We start from the raw sequence: 16,896 nt of genomic DNA on the forward strand, positions 1-16,896 counted from the left end.
TGAGGGTGTACGGGCTTTAGGTGCGGCTCCAGTATTTGTGCGCAACACGTGCGGCACCTGGGTTATTTGCTTGACAAGCACACCTTTGCATCATCACAAACCAAGGATCCTCCGGGGAACACTTGGCTTTCATATCCACCCAGCAAGTTAACATATGCCAATTGAGCTCCGAATTTACCAGACAACTTCATACAATATGACAAAACATCTGGCCACCCGTGTATGGATTGCCCCATAAGTATTAACAGATCTACCCCACTTGATATGGTTACGTCCTCTGAATTTCCCTCAATCAGTAGAGCGGCTTCTAAACCATTTACACGGAATGTTGTACAGCTTTGAGTGTCACACAAGTATTTGGGTATATGCATCAAGGTTTGCACTGTACCGTTAGATAGTAGATAAATCACCTCACAAGGTTGAGCATCTTTTTGCTCAACACTACCTATTATGATGCAGGTTTCTTTGTGCAGTGTATGCAGTGCTAAATCTTCTATATACTTACGACACAGTGCCACAAACTCCCCAAGGAGCACTGGGGCCCTGTCCAGATATCCAGACATGGCACATCTGCTGAGCAGCATAACACTGGCCCCGCTACTCGAAGCCTTTTCATACCCTGCTAGTATCTTTGTAGGCTTCCTCAGAACGGTATTTCGTCCATGTCCGCATCAGCAAAGCCGGCCTCCTCAACGACGGCTTCTTCAGGAATACCTGCACCCACAGCACACACCTCCTGCTCTTCATGGGGGCCTAGGCCTTGTAGTTCTGGTGCAACTGCTCCACCTTTAGGGTCAAGCAGGCAGAGTGCGGAATTGAACCCCTGCAGCACTACTTCCGTAGTGTATCTGTCGTTGCCATTTTGGTCTGACCACTTCCTTGTGCGTAGCGAGCCCTCTAAGTAGATCTTGCTGCCCTTGCGCGCACAGGTCTTCACTATGCGAACCAACCCCTCGCTGAACACAACTATGCTGTGCCACTCCGTCTTTTCAGTCCGCGCACCAGACGCCTTGTCTAGCCAGCTTTCAGAAGTTGCCAAGGAAAAACTTGCCATCTCCTTGCCATTTTGCATCACCCTAATATCTGGGTCCTTTCCCAGATGCCCAATCAGGATTACCTTATTAACACCAAGCGAGGACATAATAGACGAACCAAAGTACCACAGCGCACAATCTTAACCTTGTAAAGTGTCCAGTTCAAGTTTTTGTTGTGGGTTCCACCCATCTGTTGGAGTCATAAGCGCGGTTAGCACGGATTATGCGCCATAATGGGGTGAAGTATAGGTAGACGGGGTCTGCTAAATGTTATAAAACTGCATGGTTTGTATTAGCCGTTCTAGCTTGTGTGGAAAGCTCGTTACTTAAGATAAAGCACAGAACACTTAGCAGTGTAGCAAGGGTCGTCGGTGAGATGACCGATGTTATTATGTCCTGGGTTGGTAACATCAGTAGTGACCTAGCTAGGAGCCAGGACATGGACAAGCTTTTTGGGAGAATGCAGGAGTGCGTTAGCCCAAAGGGTGGGGAAGTCAAGGCTAGGCACAATACCATGTCACTTGGAAATCTCTACCTGCATTTGTCCGATGTAGGCAAGGCAAGGTTTCTACGCATGCTGAATGACCAGTTCAGCTCCAGTAGGGAGGATGTAAGCCGCAAGATTAGTGAATATGTAAATAACAGTAATGCGGAGCTTGAGGAAAAACTCAAGTCTGAGTTAATTTCCGTTCTACTCTCTCCCAGATTGGCCATTCTTAGGCAGTTCATGTCTCTGTCGGAGGGGGTGAAGTTTCTTGTAGATATGCGGGCTGATGTCGTTACACTCATCAGAAAAGGTGAAGATTTTTTCGCGCTTGAGAGAGATCTGAAAAGCGTACTTTCCTCGCTGTTTGATGTTGGCCTTTTAGATTTGCACCAGATAACCTGGGATTCTCCCGCGTCACTATTGGAAAAGCTAATATTCTACGAAGCGGTGCACGCCATATCTTCTTGGGATGATCTGCACTACAGATTAGATTCTGACCGCCGGTGCTTCGCATTTTTTCACTACAAAATGCCGGGGGAACCGCTAATATTCGTGGAAGTTGCTCTGGTTGATGCTGTGGCAGACAACGTGCAGGCGCTGCTGGATGGTAGCATTCCTAAGAAAGACCCCGCCGATGCCAAAGTTGCGGTTTTCTATTCGATCTCGAACACTCAAGTTGGCCTAAGCGGAATTAACCTGGGAAATTTTCTGATCAAGAGAGTGGTTGAGAGGCTTTCTGACGAGTTTCGCAATATCAAAACCTACGTGACACTCTCTCCCGTGCCCGGGTTTGTGCATTGGCTTAAGAGCCTGACTCGGGATGAGGCGGTTATATTACAAAAATTGGGCATTACTCAAACTCTTAGTGAAGTACAATCACTTGTGGGCAAGGTCAATAAGTATGAGAGCTTTGCTCCACCGGTACAGGAGACGTTCCTAAAGCTGTGTGCACATTACTTGGTCAATGAAAAAAAAGGGAACAGGGTATTGGACCCGGTAGCACACTTTCACCTCAGCAATGGTGCCTCAGTTAAGCGACTAAACTGGATGGCAGATAAGTCAGAAAAGGGATTGACGGGTTCCATGGGCATTATGGTTAATTATTATTACGAGATTGCCAAAATTGATGATAACCACGAATCGTATGTAGTGCATGGCAAAGTTATTGCCTCTAAGGAAGTAGCGGCCTTGCTGAAGAAGAGTTAATGGGGGCTAACATGGCAGCGGATACCGGAATAATTCAAGGCAATACTCATAAGTGGGAAATGGTTATAGGCCTTGAAGTGCATGCTCAAGTTGTTTCAAATAGCAAGCTATTCTCCGGAGCATCTGCAGATTTTTGTTCTGAGCCCAATACACAAGTAGCGTTGTTTGACGTGGCAATGCCAGGAACTTTACCCGTGTTAAACATGCGTTGCGTTGAGCAGGCAGTTAGAACATCACTAGCACTGTCTTGTGAAGTTCACGAGCACTCGGTTTTTGACCGAAAAAATTATTTTTATCCTGATCTTGCGTCTGGCTATCAGATAACGCAGTTTCATTTCCCAATCGCAACTGGTGGGCATATCACACTCGATGAGTGTAGCAATAAGGACGTCAGAATATCCAGGATCCACCTAGAACAGGACGCTGGTAAGAGTATACACGTTGGAGATAAAACCTACATAGACTTTAACAGGGCTGGGGTAGCACTGATGGAAATTGTATCTGAGCCTGACCTGCGATCTCCGGAGGAGGCTGCTGAGTATATCAAGAAGCTGCGTATGATACTGCGCGCTATAGGGACTTGCGATGGTGACATGGAAAGCGGTTCTCTGCGCTGTGACGCGAACGTTTCTGTAAGAAAAGTTGGTGAAAGCAAGTTGGGTGCGAGATCTGAGATCAAAAACCTCAACTCTATCAAGTATCTGACTCAGGCGATAAAATATGAGGCGCGCAGGCAAGTGGAGGTTCTTGAAAATGCCGGGGTAGTCAGCCAGAGCACCATGTTGTTTGATGCTGATACGGGTACCACAAGAACGACACGCGAGAAAGAAGATGCGTGCGATTATCGCTATTTTCCGGACCCGGATTTATTGCCTTTGGAGCTCACTAAAGCATTTATTGACAATATACGCGCGTCACTACCCGAGCTTCCATCAGAGAAGAGGGATAGATACATGCGGGACATTGGCCTATCGCGGTATGACGCCGATATTTTATCTTCAGATAAAGACGTATCCACGTATTTTGAGTGCGTAGTAGCAAAGCACACACCAGATTTGGCCGTACCATGGATAACTGGGGAGCTTTTCGGTGCGCTGAATAAGCGTGGGTTAAGTATTACGGATTCACCCGTAAGCGCGGAACGTCTTGTAGGGTTATTAGATTTGATTGCTGATGGTACAATATCTGGGAAAATAGCCAAGCAGGTTTTTGCGTTAATGTTTGAGACAGAAAAATCTGCTCCCGATATAGTGCGCGAACAAGGCTTGCGCCAAATAACTAGTGAAGAGGCTCTGGCTCCAATAGTAGATAGAATAATCGCAGAAAACCCGGCCGAAGTTGCGGAGTATAGGCAGGGCAAAGGGAAGCTTCTGGGGTATTTTGTTGGGAAGGTTATGAAAGAGACTGGTGGTCAGGCCAATCCAGGGCTTGTGAACGCGTTAATAAAACGCCGGCTTTCTGGGGACTGAGCCGCATACCACCCTTTTCTTTGTGGTTGCAGCGCTTACTGCGTGCCGTTTTGAAGGTTTTGGCGGGCTACCCCGAAGGGCTAGGCGTCCGTGCTCGTATATTTGGTGCCGTGCGAAATTGCCCTGCTGTAGCTCTATACTGATCTGCATGCAGCTGCATTGTAGCTTCACGTGTACACTATCCGCAGTATTTGGTGTGCTGTATGTATGACGTGCTGTCCGTATGCTTGCTAAACACCTGCTTATAACTGGCTACTATGGGCTGCTTGGTGCCGTATCATATTTGCAGTATTTATTACAAGAGGCGCGTGTTGAATAATGTTCCGCAATCCGTGTGCGCGGCAAAACTGTGATTGACAACAGATTTGTAAGACATTAGCATTCTGCTTGGCTTGTGGGGGTGTAGCTCAGTTGGTTAGAGCGCAAGCCTGTCACGTTTGAGGTCGCGAGTTCAAGTCTCGTCACTCCCGCGTCGATATGTTTTTGAGAGTTAGTGGGTTGTCTGTGCATACCGGTGGGCTGATGCGTGGCAAGAGGGGCGTGATTATTGGTGTTGCGAATGACCGATCCCTGGCTTGGGGTATAGCTAAAGTTGTTTGTGAGCATGGCGCTGAAGTGGCGTTCACCTATTTCTCTGATGCTTTAAAGAAAAGGGTAGATCCGCTTGCTGAGTCCGTTGGCTCTAAATTGGTCATACCGTGCGATGTTTCTGACCATGAATCCGTTGACAGCATGTTTTCCGTGCTTGAACGGGAGTGGGGCAGCATAGATTTCATAGTCCACGCAGTCGCTTTTTCTGACCGCAATGAGCTTCAGGGTAGGTATATAGATACCACGCTGGATAACTTTTTGCTATCCATGCATGTCTCCTGCTATTCTTTGACTGCCATTGCCCGCAGGGCTGAGTCCATGATGGGAGGTGGAGGAAGCATTCTAACTCTCTCTTATTATGGCGCTGAGAAGGTAGTTCCCAACTATAACGTGATGGGTGTTTGTAAAGCGGCTCTTGAAGCCAGTGTCAGGTACCTTGCGGTTGATTTGGGTAAGAAGCAGATTAGGGTAAATGCAATATCTGCCGGCCCCGTGCGTACTTTGGCTGCTTCGGGCTTAAGTGGGTTCCATTACATATTGGCTTGGAACAGATACAATGCTCCTCTCAGGCGCAATACCAGTATCGAAGAAGTTGGAGGTGCCGCCATGTACCTGTTGAGTGATTTGGGCAGGGGGACTACCGGGGAGGTCCTGCATGTGGATTCCGGATACCATGTTGTGGGAATCAAAGATGCTGACGCTCCAGACATAACTCGCGTTAAGGATGAAGTCTAGGGTTGGGTGTTGCCCTTTGCATGTCAAAGGGTTCTAGTTTTAGGTGTGTGTTGTTTTCCTGTGTGGTGCCGTGCTGTGCTCTACCGCTGTCAAACTCTTTGTGGGGGTATTGTGATGTTATAATGCTCTGTGCGTTTGCTAAGGCTTGTGTGACACAAGGTAGGTGGTTGTATGATTTGGGTTTGGCTTTATGGTTGATGGTTCCGAAACTACTGAGCGCTGCGTGGTTCACAAAAGGCAAGGGCAAGATGGAGGCGATGCAGCGTGGCGCGGTGTTCAGAAAAAGTTGCGGGATTTTTATGGCAGCGCCATATACGATAGTTGGCTAAGTGCGTTGGTGTATTCTGGCAATGAAAACGGCCGGGTCGTCTTGCTTGTGCCTACCAGGTTTATTAAGGAGTGGATTCTCGTACACTATCTGGAGCGCATCCTCAAATATTGGCAGGAAGAAAGTGATGCCGTCTATTCTGTAGACATATGCGTTAGCGATGGTGCTGGCATGCAGCCGCAAGTGGCCGGACACCCAGATGGGGCGGTGGATGGCTCACCTGTGGTAGTAGTGGGCGGTACTTATGACCACCTGAGTTCTCCTCTGGATCCGAGGTTCACTTTTGACAATTTTGTTGTTGGCAAACCGAATGAGTTGGCGTTTGCCGCTGCCAGGAGAGTTGCAGAGTCTTCTGCCCCCATTCCTGGGAGTAATCCGCTGTTTCTATATGGGGGAGTGGGGTTGGGTAAAACCCACCTGATGCATGCCATAGCGTGGTACATACTTAACTCCTCTGTGAAGCGAAAAATCGCGTATCTCTCTGCCGAGAAATTTATGTACCAATATGTTACCGCGCTGCGAAGCAAAGATATAATGCTGTTCAAGGAGCAGTTTCGCTCGGTCGATATACTTATGGTTGATGATGTGCAATTCATAAGTGGTAAGGATAGCACGCAGGAGGAGTTTTTTCATACTTTCAACGCCCTGATAGACCAGAATAAGCAATTGGTAATTTCTGCGGATAGGTCTCCCAGCGATTTGGACGGCGTTGAAGATAGGATAAAATCCCGTTTGGGGTGGGGGTTGGTTGCCGATATTAACGAGACCACTTTTGAGCTAAGGCTGGGTATACTACAGCTTAAGATTGAGAAAATGGGCGTACACGTGCCCAACGAAGTTCTAGAGTTTTTGGCCAAGAACATAAAGTCCAACATTAGAGAGCTGGAAGGTGCGCTGAACAAGGTTGTAGCCCATTCTTCCCTAGTGGGTAGTAGCGTCACAATTGAGTCTGCGAGCGGCATACTGTCTGATTTGCTAAGGGCCAATCACCGGCTGGTTACTGTTGGTATGATCCAAAAAAAGGTGGCCGAGTTTTTTGGTATTAAGCTTGAGGATATGTATTCTGCAAGGAGGTTGCGGGCCCTAGCTAGACCGAGACAGGTTGCTATGTACCTAGCTAAACGGCTCACTCAGAAAAGTCTGCCTGACATCGGTAAGAGTTTTGGGGGGAGGGATCACGCAACGGTCATCCATGCCGTAAAACAGATAGAAAAATTCATGGAAGATGACGCCAAGCTTGCTGATGATATAAATCTCTTAATTCGAATGCTCAGATAGCGCCGCACCTACACGCATCTTGTGTGTTCCTGGTGTGTATGTACGTGCAAAGTCCTGGTGCCGGCTTTGTCTGGTGTTGATTGAGGGCCCCCTCTTACTAGTTGCTGCGGTTTCTGAACTCTGTGTTAACATCAACCTCAGACTTTTTACGCTCCTCTCTGAGGGCGAACGTCTCTTCTTCTCGCTGCTGGCTCGCCCAGGTTTGTCTTGGCTCATCTTTAGAGAACATTCTCGGAGCGATACCCGCGCCTAATGGGTTGTGTATACCGGCAGTGGTTGCTCTGTCGTCAGCAGTGACAGTTCTCATTGCCCCAACCACGGCAAGAGCGGCTTGTATCGGGAATATCATGGCTGCCATTCCTCCACTGCCAATAATGCACAAGAGGCACACAAGCGCAACTGCGCTCGCTGTACTACCCAAAAGTTCGGTACAAACTACGTCTGAGCTTCTCGGAGGTTTCTTAGTTTTTATCATATTCTGTAAAAACTGCAGTGCACTTTTCGCCACATCCTTTATGTCACCATCACCTCCAGTAATCATCTTCATCTTGTCTGCTATAGACTCCATTGTAGAGGCTTTTTGCTTGGTGTATTGGGTTTCGCGTTTGCGCTGCTCTTCTTGCAACTCGCTTTCGGACAATGTGTTGGCGAGGTTAGACGCTACGTCAACAAAGGCAATAAGCTTTCGAAAATCCGCATCATTTAGAGAACATACGTAATCCGTGGGGGTTTTGAGCTTTGTAAGCTTGTACATCGCCAGCTCAAGATTAAACCTGGACTCGCCGTCATCGTGAGGTAACTCCGAGTCAATATATCTTCTAAGAGTGTCAGCTTTCGCGCTGCCAAATGCACTCTCGATTCCAGGCCTTGCTGTACCGCCTAGAAAGCCATCTTTTGCGCGTTGTATTGCTTCTTGTCCTTCTCTTGAATTTGCAAGATTATGCAAGGCTTCCATATCGCTGATGCTACTGGCTTGTTGTACAACCAGCTTTGCAAGCTCGGCAGATACAGCCCCTTCCACAGCCTTGTCTACCTCACTGGTTACGGCTGTGCACGCCGCAACAATTCCCTCTGCATCCATTAAGGCCCGCATTGGTACACCTCCATATGCTTAACGATTGTGACACCTAAACTTTGCAAGCGCGATACGCAAGCGACCGCTGCCGGAGAGGCCCTGTGACCGCAACCGAAGAGTTGTGCAAACGCCCAAGGCTCCCGCGCGGCACGCAACGAACGCGGCCAACGCAGTGAGTGTAGGGTTAGCACAAATGTATTGCAACCGAATTAATTATGATCTTGAATACCGGCATTCCACCGTTGTGAAAAAGGTGCTTTGTGGTAGTTGGAATACTTGGAGGATCGTTCGATCCCCCGCATGAGGGGCATTTGCATGTTGCAAGCGAGTTGATGAAACTGTTGCAGTTGGATGCTGTATGGTGGATTGTGGCAATTAACCCCCAAAAACTAGAGGGTGCCCACAGCTTGGAGGATAGAGTATCTATGGTCGAAAACGTAATCGCGCGCTATAGGAGCATGAAAGTGATGTGTGCGGATAGCCCGTACAGCTATAAAGTGGTCAGAAACTTACAAGCAAAATATCCACGAGCCAGATTTGTATGGATAGCAGGCTCAGATACCCTATCAACCATGCATAAGTGGTACAGGTGGGAGCAGTTTTGCAAGTTACTGCCAATAGTGCTGCTAGAGCGCCCGGGTTATGTGTATAACGTTTTAAGAATGCCATTTGCGGTTGCCATGGAATGTGAGCGCGTGCCGGATTTAAAATTCCTACTCAACAAGCGACGCAAAGGATGGAATATCGTCAGAGGGAAAATTTGTACCGCATCTTCGACGCAAATAAGAAATGCAATGCCTAAGCGGCGAGGAACTGCTGTTTATTGAGATCCTGATATTGTTGCAACGGACAGCATAACACAGCCAGACCTGTTACATTTGGGGAATGAGAAAGTCATGTCAAGTGCCACTATGGCGTGTAAAATGCGCATACTGTCTTGGCATGCGTTATAACATAATTGTTTAAAATTATGTGGTTTTGTTTTACCATTGCTGCGTGCGGTATTGGGGAGTGTTGTAGTGCAGCTTGGCGTTAATGTCGACCATGTAGCCACCTTGCGCAATCTTAGAGGCACTACCTATCCAGACGTTGTAAAGATTGCAAATGAAGCTGTAGAATGTGGTGCAGATTTTATTACTGTTCACCTCAGAGAAGATCGCAGACACATAAAAGACGGTGACGTCTTTGCGCTGAAGCAGCGTCTGGCAGTTCCTCTGAACCTTGAAATGGCCGCCACGCGCGAGATGTTGGAAATTGCGAAGAAGGTGGTGCCCCAATACGTTTGTCTGGTGCCGGAAAAAAGAGAAGAGGTTACCACGGAGTCTGGTGTTGATGCGAAGGCCATGTTTGACACACTTGCACCGATCATATCAGATCTGCGGCAGAGCGGCATCGGCATCACTCTGTTTATTGAGCCAGAAGAGGAGCAGGTTGATTATGCGAAAAAATTGTGCGCGGATAAAGTAGAGCTGCATGTGGGTGCTTATTGCCTGAGCAAGTCACAGATGGAGCTGGAAAGAATAGCCAAAGCGGCGGCCTATAGCCATGCGCAAGGGATAGAATGCCATGCTGGGCATGGAATAGACTATGGCACCGCAGCTACGATAGCTGCGATTCGGCATGTATCCGCCTTGAATGTTGGGCATTTTTTGATATGCGAGTCTTTGCTTCACGGGGTTGGGAGTGCAGTGCGGAATATGAAAAAAATAATTTCAGAGCGACGCCACAGCATCTAGCGCGCTATGGGTACCACCGCCTGTGTCTGTTATAATTGGTGGTAGGAGCCCAAAACTGCCCCGGAGCGACCGCATGCCGTGAATGCATTCCTACACATTACAAACCGAGGGTGCACCTACGGTAATAACACCCAACAAGCGGGCAGACCAGCCAGGACGTACCACAGCTAAACCGAAACCATGGGAAAGGGACACACACCCCAGCAGCGCAAACCAATTCAAAACCCAGAAAGAAGAAGACACGGCGCACGCAAGCACGACACGCTACACACCAACGCCGCCCACGCAACACCACTCCCCACTGCACCAGCTGCTCGCAATAGGACGCGGCAACCACACAAACACACTCGGCAAAGCACGCTAAGCATGCGAAAAAATTGCGCACACAACGCAGGCCCCGCAAAACGCACGAGCACCGGACAACAGAGAGGACACAAGCCCAACTAAGCGCACACACCAAACCGCCGCCAAGGCAGCCTGGAGGACCATAACAGAACAAACAAGTGACAGCCCTCCACGCACACCCACACACAAGCACCAAACCGGACCCGGACTACGCCGAAGTCCACAACCCAACAAGACGCCACGGGCAGCACAACTCAAAAACAAGCTCAACGAGAAACACACACACAGAGGGAACAGGCCCCCCAAAATTGTTGCCTATACAACAAGCCAAAAGCAAGTGCGGCAGTGTCCCTACACATTTACCGTGTCCAACAACTTTCTACTAGACCTGAACCTCACCCTCCTCTTCGGGGGTAGAGTTTCAAGACGTCCAGTCTTGGGATTGTGATACTTCTTCTCGGCGCACTGAATGACGTGCAACGTGCCAACGTTGTGAAGACGGATGGAATGGTTAGTTTCCAGCGCAGTCTTAACCGCTGACATAACCACATCGTAGGCACTGCTCGAATCCTTCTTCGTGAAGCCCAGATTTGACATCAATGCCCTGACTATGATCTCCTTACTCATAAGTAAAACCCCTAACTTGACATAAGTTAATTGGACCTAGGATATTAGGTTAGCTCGTATAGTCAACTAAATTTGTCGCTATTACCTAACGCATTGTTAAGTGTCGGTGCCTTTATGTAGTAAACGCAGGGCATATACACCGCACTGTCGGTTCTGGTACCGTGCACATACAAGCTTTGGTAGGGTGTTTGGGAATGTATTAATCCTTTTTATCCAATAGGCGCACTGTTTGCCGCTATTTCCAAGGCTCTTAGTATCGTAACGTCTCTTTGGAGATGCATGGTACGTGCCGCACGGAATATTTCCTGAGCCTTGTGATATCTGCTCAGCATGTCTGTTATGGTGCAATCGTCACGCCGCCCATCCTTCGTGCCCGCATCTAGAATATTGCAGACTATGTCTGATATAGCCTTCAGCACGATATATTCTACCTTGTGTAGTGGCAAATCTGTTTCTAATATGCCCCCTATTACTGCAGGGTTCATTTTATGTATTGCTGATATGAGGTTTTCATACAGCAGTATTTCCTTTTCTATATCCTCCGTAACCATGCCCGGAGTTCCAGGATATATGTGTGTTATTTTATCGCTTAGCTGCTGCATATCGGGAAAATTGCGATCAATTACCAATTTTGTTTCCTCATAACTTAGCGCCTGCAGCGGCAGTATCACGCACCTGGATTTTACAACTACCGGGACGCGATGTACGTTATGGCTAATAAGCAGTATCAACGAGTCTATGGGCGGTTCCTCTAGGGTTTTTAGCATTGCGTTGGTGGAGCTTACGCTTAAGTCGTCAATACTGTCTACTATCACCACTTTGCGCTGAGACCTTATGGCGGTCATATGAAGAAAGTGCCTCATCTCCCGGACCTTATCTACGCTTATCTGCTCAGTGATGTTATCAATGAGCATGACGTCTGGGTCTGACTCTAATTCTACAGAACCCGTTACATGCTTGGCGAAGGCACGAGATAGCCTGGACTTTCCTATACCCCGCCTTCCGCATAGCAGCCACGTAACGGCACTGCTATTCGCGAGTAGGGCGCGCTTTTGTGCTGTGTGTCCTATAACTGAATCCATTACGTCCTCTTGCAAGACCTAACCACACCAGCAATTTTGTGCTCGGAAAACATACCGATCCTCAATATCTTACGCGATTGTACATCGAAAACCGTTGAGCACATGCCACCGACTGCGGAATCATCTTCCACCAACTCTGACACACAGTCACGTATTTCCTGTGGGATTTCCGCTGCGCGTCTTGCGCCTGGTGTTCCAGACAGATTTGCGCTGGTAGCGGCCACCGGCCCCCCAAACTCCCTCAATATTGCACGGGCCATTGTATGGTCTGGTACACGCACGCCCACAGTGCTCCTGAAAAACTCGCCTGGCAAACTTCGGGTGCCCTGCAACGGCACCACAAACGTAACCGGCCCAGGCGTTAGGCGCTCGATTATGTTCCAGTCCTCGTCCCTAAGTAAGGCAAATTTCCTGATCATGGCTAAGCTGTTCAGTAGTATGGGTATGGGCTTGTGGTACTGACGTCTCTTGATTTCGTATAGCCGCCGCACCGCACTTGCGCTTAATGCGTTGCACGCCAGGGCGTATAGAGTATCGGTCGGGAAGCAGACTATCTGCTCTTTCCTCAGTGCTTCAACAACCCGCTGCATTTCACAACATTACAAACAAACCTGGCATTGGGGTGAGATGCCATAGCACCGCTTGTCCACGAAAGCCAGCCATAGGTACAGCACTTTAGTGGAAAAATGTGCGCTTTTCAATATGTGATCAAGCCACATCTGCACGCTGCACACATGACCATTGATGACTTTGCTTGTAAATTGTGCAAACGACCCCAAACCGTCTTAGCCGCGAGGGCTGACACCCGATTCGATATATCACGGGCATGCACCGTATTTGACTGTGTGCGATGCATGCCAACTTCATGGAGCCAAGAATTGCTGTGTGCTTTCACCAGGGCAACTAGCGCACGCACCATCGAACCTTGCGGTTATGACAAACTCAGCGCACCCTAAATGCTTGTATTTTCATTGAATTGTCCAAAGTAACATGCTCTATATTGCGTAAAATAGCTGCTTGCATTCCACGTAGTGCAGAGGTAGGAGTTTCTTTGTTTAAACTTGCTTGTCAGAGATTACAAATGCCTCCCAATCAGTGGAATCAGCCTCCCAATCAGTGGAATCAGCCTCCCAATCAGTGGAATCAGCCTCCCAATCCGCGAATTAGCCTCCCAATCAGTGGAATCAGCCTCCCAATCAGTGGAATCAGCCTCCCAATCAGTGGAATCAGCCTCCCAATCCGCGAATTAATTAGCCGTGCTATACACGTTCGGTTGCTGTAACACTCTGCTAACTTTTGTCTCAGGGGTACACCCCGTAATAGATCATTGGACAAAAGATACTTTTGGATTCGTGCGCTGCCACGGCCTGGTGGGGTGCGTTCTACTAGTGTGTTGTACGCCCGCTATGGTATCATTGCTGCTGCAATGCGGAGTGTGTATGATAGTTCTCGGGCTTAGTGGGGGTGCAGGTTCGGGTAAAAGCACGGTGGCTTCTGAGCATAATAGATCATTGGACAAAAGATACTTTTGGATTCGTGCGCTGCCACGGCCTGGTGGGGTGCGTTCTACTAGTGTGTTGTACGCCCGCTATGGTATCATTGCTGCTGCAATGCGGAGTGTGTATGATAGTTCTCGGGCTCAGTGGGGGTGCAGGTTCGGGTAAGAGCACGGTGGCTGCCATGTTTGTGCGATCTTGCTGTGCTGCTGTTTTTGATGCCGACAAAATTGTGCATAGCATGTATTCCGGTGATTCTATGATAATCGGCTTGGTGGCTGAGCATTTCCCAGATTGCATATGCAACGGAGTGGTTTCTCGGGAAAAGCTGTCCAGGCATTTTTTTTCTTATGGCCCGCTATGGCGGAAATTTCAGACCATTGTGCACTCTATTGTGTTGAAGAAACAATGTAAATTCATTCTGGAGCAGAGTAGAATAGGGCGCGATTATGCGGTGTTGGATGTTCCTCTGCTGCTGGAGGCAGGGTTCTGGCGATATTGTGACTTCGTCATAAATGTTGATGTTAGCAAGTCCCTACAATGGTATAGGCTGAGCCAACGCGGCCTTTCTGAGCAGGAGATAGAGTTTCTACTCTCTTTGCAAATGTCGCGCGAAAGCAGGCGTCACTTCGCAGATTTTTATGTAAATTGCGGTGAGCGCAAAGGAGAGGTACTGAAGAGCGTGCTGCGAATCGTGGGAAGCTTAAATGCTGGTCGGCACCGTTGCCAAATTGCTAGGAAGAAACTTGTTTCGGTTCGCAACACGCTGGACCGACGCACGCCTGTAGTGGCTTTAACCAATATTGACTTGTGCTAGTGATTTTCTGATTGTGGACACTGAGCTTCCTGCGTAACTGTAGCCTACCGGTCCACCAGTTCCTTGCTCAGCTTCATTGAGCAAAATTTTGGCCCACACATGGAGCAGAAATTTGCAGTTTTGCCCCCCTTGCCGGGCAAAGATTCATCGTGTAGCGACTTTGCGGTTAGTGGATCTAGCGAGAGATTGAACTGATCGTACCATCTGAAGTCAAACCTTGCCTGGCTCAGCGCGTAATCTCTAGCGTAGGCAGATGGATTGCCTTTTGCCAGATCGGCGGCATGTGCCGCAATTTTGTAAGATATCACCCCCGCTTTTACGTCGTCAATGTTTGGCAGCCCCAAATGTTCCTTTGGAGTGACGTAACACAGCATTGCAGTGCCGTACCACCCTATCATTGCTGCGCCTATGGCGCTGGTAATATGGTCATAACCCGGTGCTATGTCAGTCGTAAGTGGGCCTAGAGTGTAAAATGGTGCCTCGCTACAGAGGTGTAGCTGCTTTTCCATGTTTTCCTTTATGAGATGCATGGGTACATGTCCGGGGCCCTCAACCATTACCTGACAACTGTGGCTCCAAGCAATCTTGACCAACTCTCCAAGAGTTTTCAATTCCAGAAACTGCGCTTCATCGTTTGCGTCGTCTATGGAGCCGGGCCTCAGCCCATCTCCTAGGGAGAAGGCAACATCGTAACTGCCCATGATTTCGCAGATTTCGTCAAAGTGTGTGTACAAAAAGTTTTCCTTGTTGTGCGACAAACACCACTGAGCCATAATAGCGCCGCCTCGGGAAACTATCCCAGTTACCCTGTTGCGAGCGTACTTAATATAATCTTTCAGCACGCCGGCATGGATGGTAAAATAATCCACGCCTTGCTCCGCTTGCTCTATTATCGTCTCTTTAAAAACCTCGAAGCTCAGATTCTCGACAACCCCTTTTACTTTGTTGAGTGCTTGATATATAGGTACCGTCCCTATGGGCACTGGGCTGTTTCTTATTATCCACTCCCTGATGTTGTGTATGTCGCTCCCCGTGGACAAGTCCATAACTGTATCTGCCCCGTATGCGACGGCGAGCGCCATCTTTTTCACCTCTTCTTCAATACCAGAAAGCACGGCTGAGTTTCCGATATTAGCATTTATTTTGACCAGGAAATTTCTCCCAATTACCATGGGCTCAGACTCTGGGTGATTAACGTTTGACGGGATTATCGCCCTTCCCGCGGCTATCTCTTGCCTTACGAACTCCGGAGTTATTGCCTGGTGCGTAACACCCGTTCCCGAAGAATCGCCTTGCATACGCAGTGCGTTTTCGCGGATAGCCACGTATTCCATTTCTGGTGTTATAATGCCATTTTGGGCATAAAACAGCTGTGTGACTGGGCTACCTCCGGCAGTTTTCCGCAGGACATTATCCGCCGCTTTTTGATACCTAGTGCACGAACTTTCGCTAGGAACAAAACTCCTCCGGACGGAAGAAGTATCGCGCCTATTTGCGATCCAAGCCTTCCTTAACTTTTGTATGCCGGACCCAATATCCAACTTAGCCTCACGGTCAGTGTAAGGCCCGCCTGTATCGTATACGAGAAACTCAGATGTTCCATTTTTTATGGCGACCTTACGCATCCCAACACTGATGTCGGAATACAAACTTCCACGCACGTATAATTTAGACGATGATGGATATACTCCGGAATAATCCATAAAAAACCCAGAACTCGGGCGGAGTATATACCCTTTTACATCGATGCACAACACCCCCATGGCAGGGCGCTCATCTTTTTTGGGTTGTGCGAACAGCGATTGGCACTCGCGAATGTATTGCTAGGGTAACGTTGAGCATCTAGCCGGGTTTGAAATAGGGTGCTCTGAGTAGCTATTGATGCTGCACGAGTGTATTGCCAGGGTGTCATGTTTTGGAGATATAGCTGGTTTGGAATAAGGCGCTCTGAATAGCGATTGGTACTTCGCTAGTGTGTGTATCTCCGGGGGTGCCAGATGTTTGTGGCACCTAGCCGGGTTTGGATGAGCACAGCGTCGGGCCTTCTGGGTTGCTGTATGAACAGAAATTGGTGCTGCGCGAATGTATTGCTAGGGTAACGTTGAGCATCTAGCCGGGTTTGAAATAGGGTGCTCTGAGTAGCTATTGATGCTGCACGAGTGTATTGCCAGGGTGTCATGTTTTGGAGATATAGCTGGTTTGGAATAAGGCGCTCTGAATAGCGATTGGTACTTCGCTAGTGTGTGTATCTCCGGGGGTGCCAGATGTTTGTGGCACCTAGCCGGGTTTGGATGAGCACAGCGTCGGGCCTTCTGGGTTGCTGTATGAACAGAAATTGGTGCTGCGCGAATGTATTGCTAGGGTAACGTTGAGCATCTAGCCGGGTTTGAAATAGGGTGCTCTGAGTAGCTATTGATGCTGCACGAGTGTATTGCCAGGGTGTCATGTTTTGGAGATATAGCTGGTTTGGAATAAGGCGCTCTGAATAGCGATTGGTACTTCGCTAGTGTGTGTGTATCTCCGGGGTGCCAGATGTTTGTGGCACCTAGCCGGGTTTGGATGAGCACAGCGTCAAGCTCTGAATAGCGAT

At 48.6% G+C, this 16,896-nt stretch carries 14 protein-coding genes and 1 tRNA gene; 8 read left to right on the plus strand and 7 right to left on the minus strand.

Annotated elements, in window-relative coordinates:
• Positions 1 to 62: 62 nt before the first annotated feature.
• Together AOV_RS01430 and ssb are read right to left on the minus strand one after the other, a co-directional pair.
• Complete coding sequence (locus AOV_RS01430) at positions 63 to 584, minus strand: NAD(+) synthetase (protein WP_075138839.1); 522 nt, start codon at positions 582 to 584, stop codon at positions 63 to 65.
• Between the two features lie 59 nt (positions 585 to 643).
• Complete coding sequence (gene ssb, locus AOV_RS01435) at positions 644 to 1,141, minus strand: single-stranded DNA-binding protein (protein ID WP_075138840.1); 498 nt, start codon at positions 1,139 to 1,141, stop codon at positions 644 to 646.
• Positions 1,142 to 1,344: 203 nt separating this feature from the next.
• Here ssb and AOV_RS01440 point away from each other — a divergent pair, with 203 nt between their 5' ends.
• The 5 genes from AOV_RS01440 (at position 1,345) to dnaA (ending at position 7,128) form a co-directional block, all read left to right on the plus strand.
• Positions 1,345 to 2,727 carry a malonyl-CoA decarboxylase gene (locus AOV_RS01440; RefSeq protein ID WP_075138841.1) on the plus strand — a complete coding sequence of 461 codons (1,383 nt, stop codon included), beginning with the start codon at positions 1,345 to 1,347 and terminating at the stop codon, positions 2,725 to 2,727.
• An 11-nt stretch (positions 2,728 to 2,738) separates the two neighbouring features.
• Entirely contained in the window at positions 2,739 to 4,196 is a 1,458-nt protein-coding gene (gene gatB / locus AOV_RS01445) for an Asp-tRNA(Asn)/Glu-tRNA(Gln) amidotransferase subunit GatB (RefSeq protein ID WP_075139455.1), read from the plus strand.
• Positions 4,197 to 4,592: 396 nt separating this feature from the next.
• Positions 4,593 to 4,666: transfer RNA gene (locus AOV_RS01450), tRNA-Asp, on the plus strand.
• A 7-nt stretch (positions 4,667 to 4,673) separates the two neighbouring features.
• Complete coding sequence (fabI, locus tag AOV_RS01455) at positions 4,674 to 5,522, plus strand: enoyl-ACP reductase FabI (RefSeq protein WP_075138842.1); 849 nt, start codon at positions 4,674 to 4,676, stop codon at positions 5,520 to 5,522.
• Positions 5,523 to 5,712: 190 nt separating this feature from the next.
• Positions 5,713 to 7,128 (plus strand): chromosomal replication initiator protein DnaA, encoded by a 1,416-nt coding sequence (dnaA, locus tag AOV_RS01460; RefSeq protein WP_075138843.1) that lies wholly within the window; start codon positions 5,713 to 5,715, stop codon positions 7,126 to 7,128.
• 97 nt (positions 7,129 to 7,225) lie between these two features.
• Here the strand turns inward: dnaA and AOV_RS01465 are convergent, their stop codons facing one another.
• Positions 7,226 to 8,221 carry a hypothetical protein gene (locus tag AOV_RS01465; protein WP_075138844.1) on the minus strand — a complete coding sequence of 332 codons (996 nt, stop codon included), beginning with the start codon at positions 8,219 to 8,221 and terminating at the stop codon, positions 7,226 to 7,228.
• 242 nt (positions 8,222 to 8,463) lie between these two features.
• Between AOV_RS01465 and nadD the strand changes: the two genes are divergently transcribed.
• Complete coding sequence (gene nadD, locus AOV_RS01470) at positions 8,464 to 9,030, plus strand: nicotinate (nicotinamide) nucleotide adenylyltransferase (RefSeq protein WP_075138845.1); 567 nt, start codon at positions 8,464 to 8,466, stop codon at positions 9,028 to 9,030.
• Between the two features lie 192 nt (positions 9,031 to 9,222).
• Positions 9,223 to 9,939 carry a pyridoxine 5'-phosphate synthase gene (locus tag AOV_RS01475; protein WP_075139456.1) on the plus strand — a complete coding sequence of 239 codons (717 nt, stop codon included), beginning with the start codon at positions 9,223 to 9,225 and terminating at the stop codon, positions 9,937 to 9,939.
• Positions 9,940 to 10,635: 696 nt separating this feature from the next.
• Here the strand turns inward: AOV_RS01475 and AOV_RS01480 are convergent.
• The 3 genes from AOV_RS01480 to AOV_RS01490 all read right to left on the minus strand — a co-directional run bounded on the left by AOV_RS01480 (position 10,636) and on the right by AOV_RS01490 (position 12,583).
• Positions 10,636 to 10,911 carry an HU family DNA-binding protein gene (locus AOV_RS01480; protein ID WP_010263991.1) on the minus strand — a complete coding sequence of 92 codons (276 nt, stop codon included), beginning with the start codon at positions 10,909 to 10,911 and terminating at the stop codon, positions 10,636 to 10,638.
• 209 nt (positions 10,912 to 11,120) lie between these two features.
• Complete coding sequence (locus AOV_RS01485) at positions 11,121 to 11,993, minus strand: AAA family ATPase (protein WP_075138846.1); 873 nt, start codon at positions 11,991 to 11,993, stop codon at positions 11,121 to 11,123.
• Positions 11,993 to 12,583 carry an L-threonylcarbamoyladenylate synthase gene (locus tag AOV_RS01490; protein WP_075138847.1) on the minus strand — a complete coding sequence of 197 codons (591 nt, stop codon included), beginning with the start codon at positions 12,581 to 12,583 and terminating at the stop codon, positions 11,993 to 11,995. The genes AOV_RS01485 and AOV_RS01490 overlap by 1 nt, the downstream gene beginning before the upstream one ends.
• 1,033 nt (positions 12,584 to 13,616) lie before the next feature.
• On the opposite strand from AOV_RS01490, the gene coaE reads away from it, so the two are divergent.
• Positions 13,617 to 14,306: a dephospho-CoA kinase gene (gene coaE, locus AOV_RS01495; protein ID WP_233497201.1), complete on the plus strand. Its 690-nt coding sequence runs from the start codon at positions 13,617 to 13,619 to the stop codon at positions 14,304 to 14,306.
• A gap of 44 nt (positions 14,307 to 14,350) precedes the next feature.
• Here coaE and thiC read toward each other — a convergent pair whose 3' ends face one another.
• Positions 14,351 to 16,069 carry a phosphomethylpyrimidine synthase ThiC gene (gene thiC / locus AOV_RS01500; protein WP_458693046.1) on the minus strand — a complete coding sequence of 573 codons (1,719 nt, stop codon included), beginning with the start codon at positions 16,067 to 16,069 and terminating at the stop codon, positions 14,351 to 14,353.
• Between the last annotated feature and the right edge of the window lie 827 nt (positions 16,070 to 16,896).

The organism is Anaplasma ovis str. Haibei (assembly GCF_002214625.1).
Lineage (GTDB): Bacteria > Pseudomonadota > Alphaproteobacteria > Rickettsiales > Anaplasmataceae > Anaplasma > Anaplasma ovis.